General features: G+C 47.4%; 14 protein-coding genes. 13 read left to right on the plus strand and 1 reads right to left on the minus strand.

The genetic code is table 11. From position 1 onward, the window contains the following. Position 1 precedes the first annotated feature (1 nt). The 11 genes from glgA (at position 2) to FNY66_RS02820 (ending at position 19,125) form a co-directional block, all read left to right on the plus strand. Positions 2-1,450: a glycogen synthase GlgA gene (gene glgA, locus FNY66_RS02770; RefSeq protein ID WP_150310215.1), complete on the plus strand. Its 1,449-nt coding sequence runs from the start codon at positions 2-4 to the stop codon at positions 1,448-1,450. Between the two features lie 33 nt (positions 1,451-1,483). Beyond that, on the plus strand, positions 1,484-2,353 hold the full coding sequence (gene metF / locus FNY66_RS02775; protein ID WP_150310216.1) for a methylenetetrahydrofolate reductase [NAD(P)H]: 870 nt from the start codon (positions 1,484-1,486) through the stop codon (positions 2,351-2,353). A 10-nt stretch (positions 2,354-2,363) separates the two neighbouring features. After that, positions 2,364-3,005 (plus strand): vitamin B12 dependent-methionine synthase activation domain-containing protein, encoded by a 642-nt coding sequence (locus FNY66_RS02780; RefSeq protein WP_150310217.1) that lies wholly within the window; start codon positions 2,364-2,366, stop codon positions 3,003-3,005. A gap of 35 nt (positions 3,006-3,040) precedes the next feature. Then, a complete protein-coding gene (locus FNY66_RS02785; protein ID WP_150310218.1) occupies positions 3,041-5,488 on the plus strand; it encodes a homocysteine S-methyltransferase family protein in 2,448 nt (815 codons plus the stop codon). 166 nt (positions 5,489-5,654) lie between these two features. Beyond that, positions 5,655-7,103, plus strand: coding sequence for a 4Fe-4S dicluster domain-containing protein (locus FNY66_RS02790; RefSeq protein WP_150310219.1), 1,449 nt, complete (start codon positions 5,655-5,657; stop codon positions 7,101-7,103). Positions 7,104-7,238: 135 nt separating this feature from the next. Further along, positions 7,239-9,878, plus strand: coding sequence for an alanine--tRNA ligase (alaS, locus tag FNY66_RS02795; RefSeq protein ID WP_150310220.1), 2,640 nt, complete (start codon positions 7,239-7,241; stop codon positions 9,876-9,878). 169 nt (positions 9,879-10,047) lie between these two features. Then, positions 10,048-10,224, plus strand: a complete 177-nt coding sequence (rpsU, locus tag FNY66_RS02800) for a 30S ribosomal protein S21 (RefSeq protein ID WP_004054229.1) — start codon at positions 10,048-10,050, stop codon at positions 10,222-10,224. Between the two features lie 275 nt (positions 10,225-10,499). Continuing rightward, entirely contained in the window at positions 10,500-11,834 is a 1,335-nt protein-coding gene (gene gdhA / locus FNY66_RS02805) for an NADP-specific glutamate dehydrogenase (protein WP_087151160.1), read from the plus strand. A gap of 278 nt (positions 11,835-12,112) precedes the next feature. Then, positions 12,113-14,731, plus strand: a complete 2,619-nt coding sequence (locus FNY66_RS02810; protein WP_150310221.1) for a cation-translocating P-type ATPase — start codon at positions 12,113-12,115, stop codon at positions 14,729-14,731. Between the two features lie 11 nt (positions 14,732-14,742). After that, complete coding sequence (gene ftsH / locus FNY66_RS02815) at positions 14,743-16,644, plus strand: ATP-dependent zinc metalloprotease FtsH (RefSeq protein ID WP_150310222.1); 1,902 nt, start codon at positions 14,743-14,745, stop codon at positions 16,642-16,644. Positions 16,645-16,689: 45 nt separating this feature from the next. Beyond that, complete coding sequence (locus FNY66_RS02820) at positions 16,690-19,125, plus strand: cation-translocating P-type ATPase (RefSeq protein WP_150310223.1); 2,436 nt, start codon at positions 16,690-16,692, stop codon at positions 19,123-19,125. Between the two features lie 121 nt (positions 19,126-19,246). Here the strand turns inward: FNY66_RS02820 and fliB are convergent, their stop codons facing one another. Next, the gene (gene fliB, locus FNY66_RS15605; RefSeq protein ID WP_202879151.1) at positions 19,247-20,389 is read right to left on the minus strand and encodes a flagellin lysine-N-methylase; all 1,143 of its coding nucleotides are present in this window, start codon (positions 20,387-20,389) and stop codon (positions 19,247-19,249) included. Positions 20,390-20,544: 155 nt separating this feature from the next. Here fliB and FNY66_RS02830 point away from each other — a divergent pair, with 155 nt between their 5' ends. Continuing rightward, positions 20,545-21,759 carry an MFS transporter gene (locus FNY66_RS02830; RefSeq protein ID WP_202879152.1) on the plus strand — a complete coding sequence of 405 codons (1,215 nt, stop codon included), beginning with the start codon at positions 20,545-20,547 and terminating at the stop codon, positions 21,757-21,759. A 79-nt stretch (positions 21,760-21,838) separates the two neighbouring features. Then, positions 21,839-22,612 (plus strand): TraX family protein, encoded by a 774-nt coding sequence (locus FNY66_RS02835; RefSeq protein WP_190324762.1) that lies wholly within the window; start codon positions 21,839-21,841, stop codon positions 22,610-22,612. The last annotated feature ends 2 nt before the right edge of the window (positions 22,613-22,614 follow it).

The raw sequence follows: 22,614 nt of genomic DNA on the forward strand, positions 1-22,614 counted from the left end.
TATGAAGAACATTTTGTTTGCTGCATCAGAGTGTGTTCCTTTTATCAAAACAGGAGGGCTTGCAGATGTCGTGGGCTCACTTCCGAAAGACTTTGACAGAGAAAAGTATGATGTCCGTGTAGTAATTCCCAAATACACCTGTATGAAACAGGAATGGAAAGACAGAATGGAGTATGTTACTCATTTCTATATGGATATTGCCGGACAGGATCAGTATGTAGGCGTACTGAAGACTGTGCTCAATGATATTACTTTTTATTTCATTGATAACGAGCATTATTTCGGCGGATTCGCACCGTACGACGGAGATCCGAAGTGGGAAATCGAGAAGTTTGCATTCTTTTCTAAAGCAGTGTTAAGCATACTTCCGGTGATCGGATTCAGACCGGACCTCATCCATTGTCATGACTGGCAGACAGGCCTGATCCCTGTATATCTGGATAACTTCAGATATCTCGGTGAATACTATCGCGGAATCAAAACAATCATGACAATACATAACCTGAAGTTCCAGGGCGTGTGGGATACAAAGACCGTCAGAGGCATCACAGGACTGCCGGAATACTATTTTGTGCCGGATAAAATGGAAGCATACAAAGATGCCAACCTGCTTAAAGGCGGTATTGTTTATGCAGATAAGGTGACAACAGTCAGCAACAGTTATGCAGAGGAAATCAAGACGCCGTTTTACGGTGAAGGACTGGACGGGCTGATGTCTGCAAGGTCAGGTGATCTGTGCGGTATTGTTAACGGTCTGGACTATGAGGACTGGAATCCGGCTACAGATAATCGAATTGCCAAGAGCTTTACGATTGATGATTTCAGGAAGAACAAACCTGTCAACAAAACGTCTCTTCAGGAAGAGCTTGGACTTGAAAAAGATCCAAAAGTAATGCTGATCGGCATGGTATCTCGCCTGACAGATCAGAAGGGATTCGATCTGGTCGACTATATCATGGATGAATTGTGCCAGGATGCAGTACAGATCGTAGTGCTTGGTACAGGCGATGTAAAATATGAAAATATGTTCCGTCATTTCGCATGGAAATACTCAGGACGCGTTTCCGCGAACATCTATTATTCCGATGAGCTGTCACACAGGATTTATGCGTCATGTGACACATTCCTGATGCCGTCCCTTTTCGAGCCATGCGGACTGAGCCAGCTTATGAGTCTCCGTTACGGAACACTTCCGATCGTGCGTGAGACCGGCGGACTCAAAGATACTGTAGAACCGTACAATGAATTTGAAAAAACAGGTACAGGCTTCAGCTTCTGTAACTATAATGCACATGAGATGCTCAATACAATACGCTATGCGGAGAGAATCTACTACGATAAAAAGCGTGACTGGAACAAGATAGTCGAGCGTGCTATGAGTCAGGATTTCTCATGGAAAAATTCTGCAAGACAGTATGAAGATCTCTATAGAAGTCTGATTGGTGAATAAAACGATATTATAAGACAGGAGTACTCATACCGGATGAAGATTATTGACAGATTAAACGAGGACGGGATACATATTTCCTTTGAAGTGTTCCCGCCGAAGACGGATGAAGGTTTTGATAAAGTGATCAGTGCAGTCGACGAAATCGCCACATTGAATCCTGCTTTCATCAGTGTGACATACGGGGCGGGAGGCGGTACAAGCAAGAACACTGCCAGGATCGCATCGCACATCAAAGACGATCTGAATGTATTGAGCCTCGCTCATTTGACATGTGCCTCTTCCACAAAAGAAGAGGTCAGAAAAGTGATCGGAAATCTGAAGGAACTCGGGATCGACAATATCCTCGCACTGCGCGGGGATATTCCGCCCGGAATGGATTTCCCGGATACGGACCGGTTCAGATTTGCATATGAGCTGGTGGAGGAGATCAGAAAACACGGTGATTTCTGCATTGGTGCCGCCTGTTATCCGGAGGGGCATGTGGAGAACGAGCATAAATCCGATGATATCCGTTATTTGAAACAGAAAGTAGACAGCGGAGTTGATTTTCTCACTACACAGATGTTTTTTGACAATGATATCCATTATAATTTCCTTTACCGGATCAGAGAAGCCGGGATCACAGTTCCTGTGCTTCCGGGTATCATGCCGATCACGAGTGCCTCACAGATGAAAAAGAGCCAGGAACTCTCGGGTACTGTGTTTCCGCGCAGATTTCTTGCAATACTCGACCGTTTCGGCAGTTCGCCGGCAGCTATGAGACAGGCCGGGATCGCATATGCGACGGATCAGATCATCGATCTGCTTGCTAACGGTGTGAGAAATATACATATTTATTCGATGAACAAACCGGATATAGCTGCGGCAATCATGAAGAATCTGTCAGAGATCATAAAGGCGTAGGGAATAAATTATGGAGAAACGGATGAAAGAAGCCATCCGCTATCTGGGATATGGAAGAAATACGGCAGATGAGAGAACCTGTACGATGATCAGAAATGCTTTTTCTGAAGTTGAAAATGCGGCAGGGACGAAATGCATCTGCCGCATTTTTGATGTTGAGCAGACTGCGGACAATAATACGGCTATAGGGAATTTGATAATTGACAGCCGCAGCCTTTCCCGAAATCTGAAAGGCTGCACAAAGGCTGTGCTATTTGGCGCAACACTCGGAGCGGGTGTGGACCGCCTGATCAGACGCACATCGCTGACAGACATGAGCCATGCTGTCATTCAGCAGGCATGCGCAGCAGCTCTCCTGGAGGAATACTGTGATGAACAGCAGCTTGCGATCGGAAGAAAGCTGGAAAACGAAGGGCTTTATCTTCGTCCCAGATTCAGTCCGGGATATGGAGACTTTGACATCCGCTATCAGGAACCGATCATGAGGATGCTGGACTGCGCCAAGACAATCGGACTGACAATGACTTCCAGCTATATGATGACGCCGACAAAGTCTGTGACGGCGGTTATCGGTGCCAGCCGGATAAAAGAACGCTGCCCTGTCGCCGGGTGCGAAGCATGCGGTAAATCGGACTGCGAATACCGCAGATAAACTGTAATTAAGAACGAGATGAGAAAGGACAGAATATGATCAGAGACAGATTAGGAAAAGAACTGCTCCTCTTTGACGGAGGAATGGGAACTCTCCTCCAGGAGCGGGGGCTTGCCCCCGGAGAGCTGCCGGAGACATGGAATATCTCCCGGCCGGAGGTGATCAGGGAGATACATAAAAATTATATCAAAGCCGGCAGTGATATCGTGCTGACCAATACGTTCGGTGCAAATGCACTGAAATTCCAAGCTGAGGGGTGCTCGCTTGAGCAGACCGTAAAGACGGCAGTAAGACTTGTCAAAGAGGCGGCCAAAAAGGCAGGCGCTGCTCCTGCAGAAACATCCGGTACCGGCAATGGCAAACGCACCGTATACGCAGCGCTCGATATCGGGCCTACCGGAAAACTGCTGAAACCGATGGGGGATCTGGACTTTGAAGAAGCTTATGAGGCTTTCAAAGAAGTTATGATCTGGGGAGAGGAAGCAGGAGCTGATCTGATCCATATCGAGACGATGAGCGATACCTATGAGCTCAAGGCGGCAGTTCTGGCAGCTAAAGAGAATACATCTCTTCCGGTATTCGCCACTGCGATCTTTGATGAGCGGAGAAAACTGCTCACAGGAGCTGACGTGCCGTCGGTAATAGCGCTTCTGGAAGGACTTCATGTGGATGCTCTCGGGATAAACTGCGGCATGGGACCGGAACAGATGATGCCGGTGCTTGAAGAGTATGTAAAATATTCCTCTCTTCCGATCATTGTCAAGCCGAATGCCGGTCTTCCGAAGCAGAGAGGCGGACAGACTTACTATGATGTATCCCCGGATGAATTTGCCGGATACATGGAGAAGATCGTCTCCATGGGTGCGTGCGTGATCGGCGGCTGCTGCGGTACGACTCCCGGACATATTAAAGCGATGGCAGACAGATGCGGCAAAATGCAGATAGTCCCGCCGGCAGAAAAGAAATATACAGTTGTCTCGTCCTACGGACAGAGCGTCTTCCTCGGGGAAGGCTCAAAGATCATCGGGGAGCGTATCAATCCGACCGGTAAGAAGAAGTTTAAACAGGCGCTTAAAGAACACGATCTTGAATATATCCTGAGGGAAGGTATCACCCAGCAGGATAACGGGGCTCATATCCTGGATGTAAATGTAGGCCTTCCGGATATTGACGAGCCGGCCATGATGAAAGAAACAGTGCAGGAGCTCCAGAGCGTGGTCAATCTTCCTCTTCAGATTGATACTGTCGACGCAGAGGCTATGGAAGCTGCACTCCGCATCTACAATGGAAAAGCTATGGTTAATTCTGTCAGCGGGAAACAGGAATCCATGGACAAAGTATTTCCTTTAATACGGAAATACGGCGGTGTCGTCATCGGATTGACTCTGGATGAGGATGGAATCCCTGCTGACGCAGAAGGAAGAGTGCGGATCGCACGAAAGATCATAGACGAGGCTGCAAAATACGGAATCGGTAAAAAAGATATCGTGATCGACGCCCTTGCCATGACGATCAGCTCAGAACCAGCCGGAGCGAAAGTGACACTTGAGACACTGAGGCGACTGAAAGATGAGGTTGGTGTCAATACAGTGCTCGGCGTTTCCAACATATCTTTCGGACTTCCATCGCGTCCTGTTATCAATGCTGCGTTCTATACAATGGCGATGATGAACGGACTGAGCGCAGGTATCATCAATCCTTCCTCTGAAGATATGATGAAAGCCTGGTACGCATATCATGCCCTTATGGGGCTGGATACGAACTGTGAGCGCTATATCGGCAGATACAGCAGCACACAGTCTTCAGGAGGTGGATCAGGTGCGGCAGGAGCTTCCCCGTCAGGGATTGGACAGAAGAGCACTCTCAGCCTGAGAGAGTCCATAGAAAAAGGCCTGAAAGAAGATGCTTCATTGATCACCACACATCTTTCAGAGAAACAGGATCCTCTTGAGATCATCAACACAGAGCTTATACCCGCGCTCAATCATGTAGGCGACGGATTTGAGAAAGGAACTGTTTTTCTTCCCCAGCTGCTTATGAGTGCTGAAGCAGCCAAGAGTGCGTTCGCAGTCCTGAAGGATAAGATGGACAGGAGCGGGGAAGTACAGGAGAAGATCGGCACGATCGTCCTGGCTACCGTAAAGGGCGATATTCACGACATCGGGAAAAATATCGTAAAAGTCCTTCTTGAAAATTACAGCTTTGATGTGATCGACCTGGGCAAAGATGTAGCGCCGGAACTGATCGTGGAAACAGTCCGTGAAAAGAATGTGCGGCTGGTCGGGCTGAGTGCTCTTATGACAACGACTGTCGTGAGTATGGAAGAGACGATACGGCTGCTCAGAGAAGGAGCCCCACAGTGTAAAGTAATGGTCGGAGGAGCAGTCCTCAATCAGGATTATGCGGATATGATCGGGGCTGACTTCTATGGGAAAGACGCGATGCAGTCCGTCCGCTATGCCCGGGAACTGTTTGCCGGCTGATGGATATCCTGCAGGTCATATCCGGAAATATTGTATTTCAATTTATACAGAGTTTGTTAAATAAATCACTGGGAAAAAACAGCCGCCCATGGTATATTAGTGGGAGGAAAGTATGTGTAACCGTACTTTGTAACTGAAAAGATTATCGTTATGGAGGAGAAGAGTTTTGAGGTACGCAGATGCAAATGTAATCAAGATCAAACATGCAGTTCTGGAAGAGGTGGCGCGTCTGGCTTTTGCCGGAGAACTGGAGGAGCGCAAGGACGACATCCCGTTTAAGCTGATCCCGGGACCGACACCGCAGTTCCGCTGCTGTATCTACAAGGAAAGAGAGATCATCCGTCAGCGTGTACGTCTTGCAGAGGGAAAAGCACCGGGCACAGAAGATGACGGCAATATCATCCAGGTCATCAGTTCGGCATGCGAGGACTGTCCGATCTCCAGTTATACAGTGACGGAGAACTGTCAGAACTGTCTGGGAAAAGCATGTATCAATGCATGTAAGTTCGGTGCGATCGAGGCAGGACGCCACCGCTCGCATATCGATCCGTCTAAGTGTAAAGAATGTGGGAAATGCGCGGATGCCTGTCCTTATAATGCCATTGCCCATCTGCAGAGGCCATGTAAGTTCAGCTGCCCGGTAGATGCAATCTCCTATGATGAGTATGGTATTTCCGTGATCGATGAAGAAAAGTGTATCCGCTGCGGAAAATGTATCCACAGCTGTCCGTTTGGTGCTATCGGTTCCAAGACGTGGATTGTGGATGTTATTAATGCAATCAACTCTGGAAAACATGTGTATGCAATGCTCGCACCGGCAACAGAAGGACAGTTTGGTCCCGATATCACTATGGCAAGCTGGAGAAAAGCCATGAAAGAATTGGGATTTACAGAGTTTGTAGAGGTTGGATTAGGCGGAGACCTTACTGCAAAATATGAAGCAGAAGAATGGCGTGAGGCATATCAGGAAGGAAAGAAGAAAGTTACTTCCTGCTGTCCGGGATTTGTCAATATGGTTCGCAAACATTATCCGGAGCTGAGTGATGCGGTCTCCACGACAGTATCGCCGATGTGTGGTGTCTCACGAATGATCAAGGCAAAGGATCCGGAGGCAGTAACTGTATTTATCGGTCCTTGCCTGGCTAAAAAATCAGAGATTGTTGATCAGAAAATCGAGGGTAATGCAGATTATGCCATGACATACAGTGAGATCCGTGCAATGATGCGTGCCAAGGGTGTGGCTTTGGAGCCGGTAGAAAATACATATCAGGAGGCCTCCGTATTCGGAAAGAGATTTGGAAATTCGGGCGGAGTTGCGGCTGCTGTCCAGCAGAGTCTGAAAGAATCGGGCAATGATATCGACGTGAAAGTATACAAGGCAAACGGAGCGGCAGAATGTAAGAAAGCGCTCCTGCTCATGAAAGTAGGAAGACTGCCGGAAGACTTCATCGAAGGTATGGCATGTGACGGCGGATGTGTCGGCGGACCGAGCTCTTTCAAAGATCAGATGATGGCGAAGAAATCCAGAGATGCCCTGATCAAAGAGGCGGATGACAGAGGTATTTACAAAAATCTGAGCAACTATGACGAAGATTCCTTCTCGATGCACAGATAAGTCCAGATGTAAATAATGACGTTAATAACAGAGCGGGCGCTTAATCAGGCGTCCGCTTTACAAATCTTTACAAATATATTCTGCTGTGATATATTATAAAACAGGCTTTTTGAGCGAAAGAGGAGGATTATAGTCATGCAGCCATATGGAGTAAACGAGCTGAGAAAAATGTTTCTGGAGTTCTTTGAGAGCAAGGGACATCTTGCTATGAAGAGCTTTTCTCTGGTGCCCCACAATGACAAGAGCTTACTGCTCATCAATTCGGGTATGGCACCTTTAAAACCATATTTTACAGGACAGGAGATCCCGCCGAGGAAACGGGTCACAACCTGTCAGAAGTGTATCCGTACAGGAGATATCGAGAATGTCGGAAAGACCGCCCGTCACGGCACGTTCTTTGAGATGCTCGGAAACTTCTCATTTGGAGATTATTTCAAGGAAGAGGCGATCCAGTGGACATGGGAGTTCCTGACCGATGTGGTAGGACTGGATCCTGACCGTCTGTATCCGTCTGTCTATGTGGATGACGACGAGGCATTTGAAATCTGGAATAAAAAGATTGGTATCCCGGCGGAGAGGATCTTCAAATTCGGAAAAGAAGACAACTTCTGGGAGCACGGTTCAGGTCCGTGCGGTCCGTGTTCGGAAGTATACTATGACAGAGGCGAGAAATACGGATGCGGCAAACCGGACTGTACGGTAGGCTGCGACTGTGACCGCTATATGGAAATCTGGAATGATGTGTTCACCCAGTTTGACAATGACGGCGAGGGACACTATTCCGAACTGGAGCAGAAGAACATCGATACAGGAATGGGGCTTGAGCGTCTCGCGAGCGTTGTACAGGATGTAGACTCCATCTTCGACGTTGATACGATCAAAGCGCTGAGAGACCATGTGTGCCGTCTTGCAGAAAAAGAGTACGGAAAAGAGTATAAAGACGATGTGTCTATCCGTGTTATTACAGACCATATCCGTTCTGTAACATTTATGATCTCTGACGGAATCATGCCGTCTAACGAAGGCCGTGGATATGTACTCCGCCGTCTTCTGAGAAGAGCGTGCCGTCACGGAAGACTGCTCGGTATCCACAAAGGATTCCTGCCGGAACTGGCCGAGAGTGTGATCGCAGGTTCCAAAGACGGATATCCGGAACTGGAGGAGAAGAGAGAATTCATCCTCAAAGTAATCTCCAAAGAAGAAGAGCAGTTTAACAAAACAATCGATCAGGGTCTTGGTATCCTGTCTGACATGATCGCCGATATGGAAGCAAAGGGCGAGAAAACACTGAACGGAGAAGATGCATTCCGTCTCTATGACACATACGGATTCCCGCTTGATCTGACAAAAGAGATCCTGGAAGAGAAGAATCTGGATGCGGATGAAGAAGGCTTCCACGCATGTATGGAGGTTCAGCGAAAGAAAGCGCGTGATGCCCGCGAAGTTACAAACTACATGGGCGCAGATGTGACAGTATATGAGTCTATCGATCCGAGCATTACAAGCACATTTGTCGGATATGACAATCTGACATACGAATCTGACGTGACGGTACTCACGACAGAAGATGAGATCGTCGAGGCGCTTTCCGAGGGACAGAGGGGTACGATCTTCGTACAGGAGACACCGTTCTATGCCACAAGCGGCGGACAGGAAGCTGACACCGGATATATCCGCACTGCAGAGGGCGAGTTCAAAGTAGAGGATACTGTGAAACTTCTGGGCGGCAAGATCGGCCATATAGGCGTCATGACAAAAGGCATGATCAAATCAGGCGATAAAGTAACCCTTGAAGTAGACGCAAAGAAACGCGCTCTCTCCGCAAGGAACCACAGCGCGACTCATCTGCTCCAGAAAGCACTGCGCACCGTACTCGGTACACATGTCGAGCAGGCAGGTTCCAGTGTGAATGAAGACAGGCTGAGATTCGACTTTACTCACTTCTCCGCGATGACAGCAGAAGAACTTAAGAAAGTAGAAGATATCGTTAACGAACAGATTTCAAAAGGACTTGATGTCATCGTAAAGAATATGCCGATCGAAGAGGCGAAGAAAACCGGTGCACAGGCACTCTTCGGAGAGAAGTACGGCGATATCGTACGCGTAGTAAATATGAGCGACTTCTCGATCGAGTTCTGCGGCGGTACTCATGTGAAGAATACTTCTGAGATCATGGCGCTTAAGATCATCTCCGAGACCGGCGTAGCTGCAGGTGTCCGCCGTATCGAAGCTCTGACTTCCGACGGACTGATGAAGTATTACGCACAGATCGAAGAGACATTGAAGAATGCAGCTCATCTTATGAAAGCAACTCCGGAGAACCTGGCAGACAAGATCACACATCTTATGGCAGAAAACAAAGCGCTCCACGGTGAAGTAGAGAGCCTGAAGAGCAAGATGGCACAGGAAGCTGCCGGGGATGTAATGGATCAGGTAACAGAGATCAAAGGCGTAAAACTGCTTGCAGCCCAGCTTGACGGCATCGACATGAACGGCCTTCGCGATCTCGGTGACCAGTTCAAGGCAAAACTGGGAGACGGCGTTGTCGTACTCGCATCTGCAAACGACGGAAAAGTCAGCCTGATGGTAACTGCTACAGACGGTGCGATGAAACAGGGAGCACATGCCGGAAATCTTGTCAAAGCGATCGCAGGATGCGTCGGCGGCGGTGGCGGCGGACGCCCGAACATGGCTCAGGCAGGAGGAAAGAATCCTGCCGGAATACCGGAGGCTCTCGCAAAAGCGGCAGAAGTGCTCGAATCACAGATCAAATAATACTGACCGCGTCTTTTAAACGACGTATTTGCGACGTTTTCAGAGTTTTTAGCTGAAAACAGTTGACGGAAGAAAAAAATATGATATAATCTTTGGTAGTGCAATAAAAATACCCGAACAGTCGTATTATGCACAATACAAGGCTGGAGGGGAGGTAAGGTGTGAGACTATGTCAAATGTAATCGTTAAAGAAAACGAGACGTTAGACAGCGCTTTACGCAGATTCAAAAGAAACTGCGCTAAAGCTGGCATTCAGCAGGAAATCCGCAAGAGAGAACACTATGAAAAGCCAAGCGTAAGACGTAAGAAAAAATCTGAAGCTGCTAGAAAACGTAAATATAATTAATAAGTGCACTTCAAACAGGATGCCAGTAGATGGCATCCTGTTTTCGATTACTGCCTCCCCCGGTGTAAAGAATAATAATTATAATTACGTAAGATTGCAATGTGCACATGCCATTTCCTGCAAATTTATCGAGTTGAAGTGATAAAACTGTGAAATATTGAAATTTCTGATTGACATTGATTCATTTTCTTTATAAAATATAGGAGTAGACAAAGATGTCTGAAATGCGGTCAGCTCTGTCTGATCGCAATTTTTATTTTAGGAGGTTGTTTAAGATGTCTTACGTTGATGAGGTAATCGATCTTGTCGTAAAGAAAAACCCGGCAGAGCCGGAATTCCATCAGGCAGTTAAAGAAGTGCTTGAATCCCTTCGCCCGGTGATTGAGGCAAACGAAGAGAAATACCGCAAAGAAGCTCTTCTTGAGAGAATCACAGAGCCGGAGAGACAGTTAAAGTTCCGTGTGCCGTGGGTTGACGACAATGGACAGGTTCATGTAAACACAGGATACCGCGTACAGTTCAACAGTGCGATCGGACCGTACAAAGGAGGACTTCGTCTTCACCCGTCAGTAAACCTCGGTATCATCAAGTTCCTTGGCTTCGAGCAGGTCTTCAAGAACTCACTGACAGGCCTTCCGATCGGCGGTGGAAAAGGTGGTTCCGACTTCGATCCGAAGGGCAAATCTGACAGAGAGATCATGGCATTCTGCCAGAGCTTTATGACAGAGCTGTGCAAACACATCGGCGCTGATACAGACGTTCCGGCAGGTGATATCGGAACAGGTGCAAGAGAGATCGGCTATATGTTCGGCCAGTACAAGAGAATCCGCGGCGTATATGAAGGCGTTCTCACAGGAAAAGGTCTTTCCTACGGCGGATCACTCGCACGTACAGAGGCTACAGGATATGGACTTCTGTACTTTACAGACGAGCTGATGAAACTCAACGGTATGGAGCTTGCAGGAAAGACTGTTGCTGTATCCGGTTCGGGAAACGTTGCGATCTACGCTACAGAGAAGGCTCAGCAGCTCGGCGCTAAAGTTGTAACTGTAAGCGACTCCAACGGATGGGTATACGATCCGGAAGGAATCGATCTGGCTGCTCTGAAAGAGATCAAAGAAGTAAACCGCGCAAGACTGACAGAATACAAGAAATATCGTCCGAACTCTGAGTACCATGAGGGAAGAGGAGTATGGTCAGTGAAAGTTGACGTTGCTCTTCCGTGTGCAACTCAGAACGAACTTCTTCTCGACGATGCTAAGATGCTCGTAGAGAACGGATGCAAGGTTGTTGCAGAGGGTGCTAATATGCCGACAACGATCGAAGCTACAGAGTATCTGCAGCAGCATGGTGTGATTTTCGCACCTGGTAAAGCTGCAAACGCAGGCGGTGTTGCTACATCTGCTCTTGAGATGTCACAGAACAGCGAACGCTTAAGCTGGTCCTTCGAGGAAGTTGATGCCAAACTGAAAGACATCATGGTAAATATCTGCCACAATGCAGCTGATGCGGCTGAGAGATATGGCTTCAAAGGCAACTATGTAGTAGGAGCTAATATTGCAGGATTCGAGAAAGTCGTAGATGCTATGGAGGCACAGGGAATCGTTTAATATTGATTGCCACAGTTTATCCTTCGTCCTTAATAAAGCCGGACTTTGTGAAAAAACTGTAAAAAGCGTTGACACGTTCTGGAAATTCCTTTATATTATTATTTGGTAAAAGGGAGTAACTGGCGCTTGTGTCAAGCGTTTGCGATATCGTCAGTACGATGACCAGGTCATCCGTATCGCGATTAAATGGTGAGACTTTTATTGCATTACATATCAACGTCGTGCAATAGAAGTCTCATTTTTTATTGCACCGCACAGTTACAGGAGGAGAGACAGATATGAAACAGTATTATCAATTATCCGGTGAAGAGACCATTATGCAGGTCAACGGATCATTAGAACCGCTCACCGAAGAACAAGTGTTGGAGCATCAGGAAAAATACGGGCCAAACGAGCTCGTCGAAGGAAAGAAGAAGACGACTCTTCAGATTTTCCTCGAGCAGTACAAGGATTTCCTCGTTATTATCCTGATCATCGCGGCCATCGCGTCCGGATTTATGGGCGATATCGAGAGCGCGGCCGTTATTCTGATTGTTATTACTATGAATGCAATTCTCGGAACTGTACAGACGATTAAGGCTGAACAGTCGCTTGCAAGTCTTAAGAAGTTGTCAGGTCCTGAAGCTAAAGTGCTTCGTAACGGCAGTGTCGTACAGATTCCCTCATCTGAAGTGACGGTGGGCGACATCGTGATGCTTGATGCAGGAGACTATATCCCCGCTGACGGCCGTCTGACAGAATGTGCCAGCCTGAAAGTGGACGAGAGTGCACTGACAGGTGAGAGCCTTGGTGTTGAGAAAACGACAGATATTATCAAAGAAGATGAAGTCCCGCTTGGGGACAGGCTGAATATGGTCTATTCCGGAAGCTTTGTGACATACGGACGAGGTGCTTTCGTTGTGACAGGTATAGGTATGGAGACAGAGGTAGGTAAGATTGCAAGCCTGTTAAAGACGACCTCCGAGAAGAGAACTCCGCTCCAGATCAATCTGGATCAGTTCGGACAGAAACTGTCTATCCTGATTCTTATCTTCTGTGCGATCCTGTTTGGAATCAGCATTTTCAGAGGAGACAATATCGGTGATGCATTCCTGTTCGCAGTCGCACTTGCAGTTGCAGCTATTCCGGAGGCGTTAAGTTCTATCGTAACGATCGTTCTTTCTTTCGGTACACAGAAGATGGCAAAAGAACATGCGATCATGCGTAAGCTTCAGGCTGTGGAAGGTCTTGGAAGTGTATCCATTATCTGTTCTGATAAAACTGGTACACTGACACAGAACAAGATGACAGTTGAAGACTACTATGTAGACGATAAATGTATTAAAGCCGCAGATGTTGATGTGAATGATCCTTCACAGAGCCGCCTGCTGATCAGCAGTATGCTCTGCAATGATTCTAAAAACACAGACGGCGTGGAGATCGGTGATCCGACAGAGACAGCTCTGATCAACCTTGGAAGCAAACTGGGACTTGATCCGGAAGCCGTCCGTGCAAAATACCCGAGAGAGAGTGAGAATCCGTTTGATAGTGACAGAAAACTGATGTCCACTAAGCATACTATGGAAGGCGTTCCGACAATGGTAATCAAGGGGGCTGTCGATGTACTGCTTGACCGTATGACTCAGATTCAGATTGGCGACACTGTCCGTCCGCTGACAGACGATGACCGCAGAAATATCGAGAACCAGAATCAGAGCTTTTCAAGAGAAGGTCTCCGTGTATTAGCATTCGGTTATAAAGTTGTATCTGATGAAGAAGAACTTACACTTGAAGACGAATATGATCTGACATTTATCGGACTGATCGCAATGATGGATCCTCCGCGTGACGAGTCCAGGGCCGCCGTGGCAGAATGTAAGAGAGCAGGTATCCGCCCGATCATGATCACCGGAGACCATAAAGTAACTGCAGCGGCAATCGCAAAACGAATCGGCATTCTCGAAAATGAGTCTGAAGCATGCGAGGGCGCAGAGATCGATAAGATGTCAGACGAAGAACTGAAAGATTTCGTAGAAGGTATATCAGTATATGCTCGTGTATCACCGGAACACAAGATCCGTATCGTACGCGCATGGCAGGATAAAGGCAATATCGTATCTATGACTGGCGACGGTGTTAATGATGCGCCGGCGCTGAAACAAGCAGACATCGGTGTTGCAATGGGTATCACAGGTAGTGAGGTGTCCAAAGATGCCGCTGCGATGGTACTGACAGATGACAATTTTGCTACAATCGTAAAGGCTGTTGAGAACGGCCGAAATATTTACCGTAATATCAAGGCATCTATCCAGTTCCTGCTTTCAGGAAACTTCGGAGCTATCCTTGCAGTACTTTATGCATCGATCATGGCGCTCCCGGTTCCGTTTGCACCGGTTCATCTGCTGTTTATCAACCTGTTGACAGACAGTCTTCCGGCGATTGCACTCGGTCTTGAACCGGGCTCCAAAGACGTGATGAACGAGAAGCCGAGGCCGATGAACGAATCGATCCTGACAAAGGACTTCCTGATAAAGATCGGTACAGAAGGTTTATCCATCGCTGTAACGACAATGATCGCATTTATGATCGGCTATCAGGGAGGCAACGAATTGCTCGGCAGCACTATGGCATTTGCAACATTATGTTCTGCAAGACTGTTCCACGGATTTAACTGCAAATCAGACAGGCCTGTCGTATTTACACGCAAGGTTGTGGACAATAAGTACCTCATCGGAGCATTTGTGCTTGGTATCGTTCTGATCACTTGCGTCGTCATGATACCGGGACTCCACAATGTATTTAAGGTACAGACACTGACACTTACACAGTTGTTCACCGTATATGGCCTCGCAGCAGTAAACATCCCGATCATTCAGATCCTGAAAGGTATCCGTCTGCTGCTGAAGAGGAGAAAATAAGGAGATTTTGAATGAAAAAAGTACAGAAGCCGCGAAAACCGTTGATTGTTTATTATCTGATCGCGTTGGGCGTACTGATCGTAATTAATTTTATCGTGTTTCCAATGATGATGAACGGAAATATCGAAGAAGTAGATTACGGAACTTTTCTGACTATGGTAGAGGAGAAACAGGTCTCCAAAGTCCAGTTGGAAGGCGAGACGATCTATTTCACTGACAAGAGTGACACTCCGCAGCAATATGAGACGACCAGGTTCGAAGATCCGGACCTGGTCAACCGCCTGCGTGAATCCGGATGTGAGTTCGGCAGAGTGGCGGAAGAGCAGATGAATCCTTTCTTAAGCATGTTACTCTCGCTGGTGATACCAATTGTAGTCTTTGTTATTATCGGCCAGATCCTTTCCCGTCAGCTTATGAAGAAGATGGGCGGCGGGACAGACGGCAGTCCGTTCATGCAGTTTGGAAAGAGCAACGCCAAGATGTATGTCCAGTCGGAGACTGGTATTACATTTAACGATGTGGCTGGAGAAGACGAAGCAAAAGAACTGCTCACAGAGATCGTTGATTTCCTTCATAATCCACAGAAATATCAGGAGATTGGTGCAATCTGTCCGAAGGGCGCGCTCCTTGTCGGACCTCCGGGTACCGGTAAGACACTGCTCGCAAAGGCGGTCGCAGGAGAGGCCGGAGTTCCGTTCTTCTCTATTTCCGGTTCGGAATTCGTAGAAATGTTTGTCGGAATGGGCGCATCGAAAGTACGCGATCTGTTTAAGCAGGCAAATGAAAAGGCGCCGTGTATTGTATTTATAGACGAGATTGATACGATCGGAAAGAAACGTGACAGTCAGGGATTTGCCGGAAATGACGAGAGAGAGCAGACGCTGAATCAGCTTCTTACTGAGATGGACGGTTTTGACGCTTCGAAGGGCGTTGTGATCCTGGCGGCTACAAACCGGCCGGATACACTGGATCCGGCCCTGTTAAGACCGGGAAGATTTGACCGGAGAATTCCGGTAGAGCTGCCGGATCTGAAAGGAAGAGAAGAAATCCTGAAAGTCCATGCTAAGAAGATCAAGGTCGGAGACGATGTAGACTTTGGAGCCATTGCGAGGGCAGCATCCGGCGCTTCCGGTGCAGAACTTGCCAATATGGTCAATGAGGCTGCATTAAGAGCAGTCCGCGAGAACCGCAGGTTCGTAACCCAGTCTGATCTGGAAGAAAGTATTGAGGTTGTGATCGCGGGTTACCAGAAGAAGAACAAGGTATTGTCCACAAAGGAAAAACTGATTGTGGCTTATCACGAGATTGGACATGCACTTGTAGCTGCACTGCAGACAAATTCCGCACCCGTCACAAAGATTACGATCATCCCGAGGACTTCTGGCGCTCTCGGTTATACTATGCAGGTAGACGAGGAAGAGCGTAATCTGATGTCAAAAGAAGAGCTGTCAAACAAGATTGCTACCCTTACGGGAGGCCGCTGCGCCGAGGAGCTTGTATTTGGCTCTGTCACTACCGGCGCTTCCAATGACATTGAACAGGCCACCAAACTTGCCCGTGCCATGATCACACGGTACGGAATGAGCGACAAGTTCGGTATGGTTGCTCTTGAGACGCAGGCAAATCCATATCTGGGAGGTGACAGCAGTTTAAGCTGTTCTCCGGAGACGGCCGCAGTGATCGATGATATGGTCGTGGACACCGTAAAAAATGCTTATGACAAAGCAATGACACTGCTGAAAGACAATCAGGGAAAACTCCATGAACTTGCGAAATTCTTGTATGAGAAGGAGACGATCACCGGAGAGGAATTCATGGGGATCCTGACGCAGAAGGCACTTCCGGAAGAGGAAAATCCGGAAGACATGGCAGACCGGTCTGAAATTTCAGAAGACCAGAATAACGACAATTAAGAGAATTTACATGACAATCCAGTTTTTACAGTAAGAAGGAAGAGTATGCCAAGGAGAAGACCAGAACAGACAGAAGAGAAAAAAGACAGAAGAATACCTACTACCAGATACGAACCAGAATATAAAAGAGGACTTACCAGCCAGCAGGTGCAGGAACACCGCCTGCATGGCTGGGTAAACCGTTCTGTGGAGCCTCCGTCCAAGACGACGAAAGAGATCATACATGAAAATATTTTTACATATTTCAACCTGATCTTTGCTATTCTGGCAGTTCTGCTGATTCTGGTCGGATCCTTCCGGGATCTGACCTTCCTGCCGGTCATCATTGCTAATACGCTGATCGGTATCGTGCAGGAGATCCGTGCAAAGCAGGTGCTTGATAAGCTTACCATGCTGAATGCACCTCATGCGACGGTTGTGCGTGACGGAAAGAAATCCGTGATCGATGCGGAAGAACTCGTCCTCGATGATATCGTGATCTTTAAAGCAGGAAATCAGGTCTGCGCAGACGCTGTGGTCAGCGCCGGTGAAGTACAGGTCAACGAATCTCTCCTTACCGGTGAGTCCGATGAGATTACAAAGCGCAGGGGAGACAAACTCATGTCCGGGAGTTTTATCGTATCCGGACAATGTCATGCAAGGCTTGACAGGGTAGGAGAAGACTCCTATATTTCCAAGCTGACACTTCAGGCAAAACAGATGCAGTCCGGTGAACAGTCCGAAATGATCCGCTCTCTCGACAAACTTGTAAAATGCGTAGGCGTCGCTATTATTCCGATCGGGCTGGTGCTGTTTGCACAGGCATTTTTCTTCCAGCATGACGGGTTCCGCGAGAGTGTAACTTCCATGATCGCCGCTGTGATCGGCATGATCCCGGAAGGCTTGTATCTGCTGGCAAGTGTGGCGCTTGCGGTCAGTTCTGTCCGGCTGGCCCAGAAGAAAGTCCTTCTCCATGATATGAAATGTATCGAAACTCTTGCCCGCGTAGATGTGCTCTGCGTAGACAAGACCGGAACGATCACAGAGAACACGATGAAGGTGATGGATGTGATCGAGACGGACGAGTATGATTCCGATACGATGGATCCGCTGCGTACAATGCTCAGTGATTTTTCTGCGGCCATGACAAGAGATAATATCACTATGGCTGCAATGAAAGAGTATTTTACGAATGCGTCAGGAAAGAAAGCTGTCTCTAAGACTGGTTTCTCGTCCGCCACAAAATACAGCAGCGTTACTTTTGAGGACAGCGCTTATGTATTAGGCGCACCGGAGTTTGTCCTGAAAGAAAAATACAGCGACTACGCAGAGGAAATCACAGAACATGCCTCTACAGGCGCCCGTGTCCTCGTATTTGGTACATATGACGATGAAGTGGATGGAAAGCCTCTGGATCACGGGATCACACCGCTCGGTTTTGTCCTTCTGGCGAATCCGATCCGTGAGGCGGCGAAAGAGACGTTCCAGTATTTTGAAGAGCAAGGCGTGGAAGTCAAGGTGATTTCCGGTGATAATCCGGTCACTGTATCAAAGGTGGCAAAACAGGCAGGCATCAAGAATGCCGACAAATATGTGGATGCCTCAGAATTGAAGGATGAGGCAGCACTCAGGAAAGCGGTACTTAAAAATACAGTTTTCGGTCGTGTCACTCCGGATCAGAAACGTAAATTCGTACAGATACTTAAAGATGCTGGACACACGGTTGCAATGACAGGAGACGGTGTCAACGATGTGCTCGCATTAAAAGATGCAGACTGCAGTATTGCCATGGCATCAGGAAGTGATGCGGCGGCACAGGCCTCCCAGCTCGTGCTGCTTGAATCAGATTTTTCCTGCATGCCTCAGGTGGTACTGGAGGGCAGAAGAGTAGTCAACAATATACAGCGTTCAGCGAGTCTGTTCCTGGTAAAGAATATCTTCTCTTTCCTGCTGAGCCTTATCTCCGTTGTGTTTATGTTTACTTATCCTCTGGAGCCGTCGCAGATCTCACTGATCAGTATGTTTACGATCGGCGTGCCTGCGTTCTTCCTGGCACTTGAGCCGAATAAGAACAGGATCAAAGGACATTTCCTTACGAATGTATTCCTGAAAGCCCTTCCGGCAGCCATCACGGATGCGCTTGCCGTAGGCGCACTGGTAATTTTCGGCCGCACCTTTGGAGTGGACTCGACGGATATCTCCACTGCGGCTACCATGCTTCTGGCAATCGTAGGATTTATGATCCTGTATAAGATCTGTGCGCCGATGAATAAAATCCGCGCGGCTATCCTCGGCGGGTGTATCGCGGGGCTTCTGTTCTGCAGTGTCTTCCTGAACAATCTGTTTGCGATTACAGGAATGACTACGGAATGTATCATGCTGTTCGTCGTATTTGCCATTGCGACAGAACCGGTATTGAGGTATCTGACGCTCCTGGTAGAAAAATTAAGATTTTATTATCTGCGGCTTCGCGGGAGAAATCCAGAAGATGACAGATCATAACTGGCGTTCAAAGCGACAGAAAAAGGGGGATAAAAAAATGAAAGATCCGAAAAATGAAATGGATGAACTGAAGGAAAAAGAGAAACATAAACAATACCGGGGAACTGATTCCCCGGTATTGTTATAAGATTGAGAAAAAATCTTCGATACCGAATATTTCTTCCCTGCTGAGCAGATGTTCCATTGTGGTTTTGTTGTAGTCTGAATGTTCGACCTCACGTGCATAGCGCCATGCTGTTTTGATCATACAGTTTATATCACTGTTTTTTCCGGCAAGCCATTCGGCGTGCACTAATTCACGGATCAGAATCATGCCCGTTAGAGAGAATTTCATCTTTCCATAAGCATTTCCGTTATAGACTGCACCGGAGAAATAAGTGAAAACAAAATAGACCAGAAGCTGTTCCTCTACGACGTCGGAAAACAGTTCATGAAAGCAATGCTCAGTCTCCTTGTCGGAAGCCGGTGCATTTTCCAATAGTCTCCGGGCATTATAAAGATACGGTTTCCAGTCGTCACGGAGCGCCTCCAGCTGATCAAAAATCGAAAACAATCCATGACACGTCTTTCTGCGTCTTTTTTCCCAGTCGGCAGACAGGCTAAGTTTCCAGAGACGGGCCTCAAACCACTTCAAGACATTGACTGATGAATATCTGTCAAGAAGAGTATCTATATCATAAAGAGCATTTTTGTCTATCCTCACCTGAAGATCATGGGAAAGAGCCAGAACTGCTGCCGCACGCAGGGTGAACGGCCAGGTCCTGTCCTGCAGAATCTTCAGGATAAGGCTTCTTGCATCCATCAGCTTTGTGAACAGTAAAAAATCAAATTCCTCATAGATTTCATCCCGGTTCGGATTCTCTGCATGAAGGAAACGGACAGGTTCCCTGCAGTTAAGTATAAGTTCTGCCGCTGCCGGACAGGAAAGAGAAAGAGAAATCTCTCTCAGCCCCTCGAACTCCTCTATATGGCGCGGGTATGTACGGCAGGTGCGGCAGAAAGCTCTTTTACCTCCGCCCTCCAGATACAGGTCACAGAGATCCTCATCATTTAAGAAGGCACAGCGTCCGTTATATTGCCGAAAACAGGATCCTTTCCAGTCAATCTCATTTTTCAGCCGGTTTCCAAGAGTTCCTTTTGTTTTTTTATACTTCTGAAGCGAAACCGGATCGATCTGAATCTGCCATCCGGCACAGCAGGTGTCCGGACAGGCGCCGGCCGCGCAGTGAAACTGTTTATAATAGTGTGGTACTGTATACTGCATTTCCTTTTACCTCATTTTTGTCTGGTGTTATTCCGCCTTTTTGTGCGTATACTAGATATTATAAAACAGAGCGAGCCCTGTGTCTATGTTGTCATTTCCGGCATTCCGGGTGTATGATAAGATCAGGTATATTATTTGACAAGGTGAGAATAAAAATGAAACAGAATATATACTCAAAAGATATTATACTGGTGCTTGTTACGACTTTCTTTTATATGTCGAGCCCGATGCTGGTGACACCACTGATCACGGGATTTACAGAGAGTATCGGTGCGTCTGCCGCTGTGATGGGCTTTGTCGGCGGCCTGATGAATCTGTGTTCTCTGTTCTGCAGACCTCTTGCGGGAAATCTTGCAGACAAACTAAGCAAGTACAAATTGTCATTTATAGGGGCAGCATTCATGACAATAGCATGTATCGGTTATATCCTTGCACCGAATGAGGCGGTAGTAGTGGTATCAAGGATCATCAACGGAGTTGGATTTGCCTGCTGTTCGGTGTGCATGGCCACCTGGATGTCGAATATGCTGCCAAAGGATAAGATCGGTTCCGGTATGGGATTCTACGGAACAATGAATGCCCTGGCGATGGCAGTGGCACCGGCGATCGGGGTCAGCGTCTACCAGAGATTCGGATACCGGACAGCATTTTGTATTGCTTTAGCCTTTTCTATTGCGATCATTATAGTGATCCAGTTCATAAAAGATAAGGGCGAACCGGAATCTCTGCAAGTAGAACGAAAGACTGAAGATGCAACAGATGCAAATATAACTTCATCAAAATTATATACAGCCAGAAAAATGCCCCGTCTCAGGATTGTTGAAGCCAAAGTACTGCCGGTCGCATTTATTATCATGTTGTTTGCAATCCCTTACTGTGCGACGCAGTCATTTCTTGTGACGTATGTTGAAGTCCGTGGTCTTAATGTTACAGTAAGCATGTTTTTCCCGTCCTATGCCGTAGTGCTGATCGTGCTGAGACTGACACTGCGCAGATTTTTTGACAAGCTGCCTTTTCATGTCTTCCTTCTTGCAGGCTGTATCAGTGAGCTGACTGCCATTGTACTCCTTACTGTCATGCAAAATAACATAACAATGCTTCTGGCATCCGTCTTTCTTGCCGGTGGATATGGAGTAATGAGTTCAGTATGTCAGTCGACGGCAATCCTGCTGGCTGACAAAGAAAAGCGTGGAATGGCTAACAGCACATATTATATCGGTGTTGATCTGGGGATGACACTTGGGCCAATGATCGGAGGAGCGCTGTACGGAGGAGTGGATATCCGCTGGTTCTATCCGTTATTGGCAGTAACAATGCCGCTGGCCGGACTAGTATATCTTGTGGCCGGGAAAGGTCTGAAAGGCAGCTGAATACCATACGACATAAATTCCCTGAGAAAAAAGGAAATCCATTCAAAGGCGGCAGGGAAAAAAGGAGGATAGGTGCTCAATGACATCAATACATACCATACAGACAGAAAGTATGCAGGGCCTTAATCGTGATGTAATCAAATACATTGCAATGGTTACCATGTTTCTGAATCATATCGCGAATATATTTCTGGAGCCGGGGACACTGCTTTTTACAATTCTCATTGACATCGGTTATTTTACGGCTCCCGTGATGTGCTATTTCCTTGTGGAGGGATATCATTACACACGGTCAAGGAAAAGGTACGCCGGGCGTCTGGCTTTGTTCGCGCTGATATCCGAGATTCCGTTCTGCCTTGCCTTCTCTGAAGTATATACCGGAGAGAGAATCATATCCTTCTGCGGATTTAATATGATATTAACGCTGTTCCTATGCTTCTGCATCCTTCTGGTCATGGACTATGTAAAAGACATCCTGCTGGAAATCCTGATTATTGCCGGTCTGTTTATTATGTCGTTATTTTCCGACTGGGCGCTTGTGGCGCCGTTCTTTACAGTATTGTTTGCACGGGCGAAGGACGATAAGAGAAGTATAAGAAATGCGTATCTGCTCGGAGCAGCGCTATTTGCATTGATGAATTTCAATCCGGGCGGAGACGCGGCAGGAACACTGTTCAGTCTCATATATGCGCTGATGTCCGCTGTCGGTATCCTCGCAGCGGGAGTCGCGATCGTGCGACTGTATAACGGGAAACGGATGGAGCGGGGAAGAACATTTTCGAAATGGTTCTTCTACTGGTTTTATCCGGTGCATCTACTGATCCTTGGAATCATCAGGATCTTTATCAGATGAAT

Origin of the sequence: Mediterraneibacter catenae, assembly GCF_008691045.1 — a bacterium.
Classification (GTDB): domain Bacteria; phylum Bacillota; class Clostridia; order Lachnospirales; family Lachnospiraceae; genus Mediterraneibacter; species Mediterraneibacter ornithocaccae.

What these genes read in the sequence shown, in the direction of transcription:
- glgA (WP_150310215.1), top strand. Translation starts at nt 2, where the DNA reads ATGAAGAACATTTTGTTTGCTGCATCAGAGTGTGTTCCTTTTATCAAA.
- metF (WP_150310216.1), top strand. Translation starts at nt 1,484, where the DNA reads ATGAAGATTATTGACAGATTAAACGAGGACGGGATACATATTTCCTTT.
- FNY66_RS02780 (WP_150310217.1), top strand. Translation starts at nt 2,364, where the DNA reads ATGGAGAAACGGATGAAAGAAGCCATCCGCTATCTGGGATATGGAAGA.
- FNY66_RS02785 (WP_150310218.1), top strand. Translation starts at nt 3,041, where the DNA reads ATGATCAGAGACAGATTAGGAAAAGAACTGCTCCTCTTTGACGGAGGA.
- alaS (WP_150310220.1), top strand. Translation starts at nt 7,239, where the DNA reads ATGCAGCCATATGGAGTAAACGAGCTGAGAAAAATGTTTCTGGAGTTC.
- rpsU (WP_004054229.1), top strand. Translation starts at nt 10,048, where the DNA reads ATGTCAAATGTAATCGTTAAAGAAAACGAGACGTTAGACAGCGCTTTA.
- gdhA (WP_087151160.1), top strand. Translation starts at nt 10,500, where the DNA reads ATGTCTTACGTTGATGAGGTAATCGATCTTGTCGTAAAGAAAAACCCG.
- FNY66_RS02810 (WP_150310221.1), top strand. Translation starts at nt 12,113, where the DNA reads ATGAAACAGTATTATCAATTATCCGGTGAAGAGACCATTATGCAGGTC.
- ftsH (WP_150310222.1), top strand. Translation starts at nt 14,743, where the DNA reads ATGAAAAAAGTACAGAAGCCGCGAAAACCGTTGATTGTTTATTATCTG.
- FNY66_RS02820 (WP_150310223.1), top strand. Translation starts at nt 16,690, where the DNA reads ATGCCAAGGAGAAGACCAGAACAGACAGAAGAGAAAAAAGACAGAAGA.
- fliB (WP_202879151.1), bottom strand. Translation starts at nt 20,389, where the DNA reads ATGCAGTATACAGTACCACACTATTATAAACAGTTTCACTGCGCGGCC.
- FNY66_RS02830 (WP_202879152.1), top strand. Translation starts at nt 20,545, where the DNA reads ATGAAACAGAATATATACTCAAAAGATATTATACTGGTGCTTGTTACG.
- FNY66_RS02835 (WP_190324762.1), top strand. Translation starts at nt 21,839, where the DNA reads ATGACATCAATACATACCATACAGACAGAAAGTATGCAGGGCCTTAAT.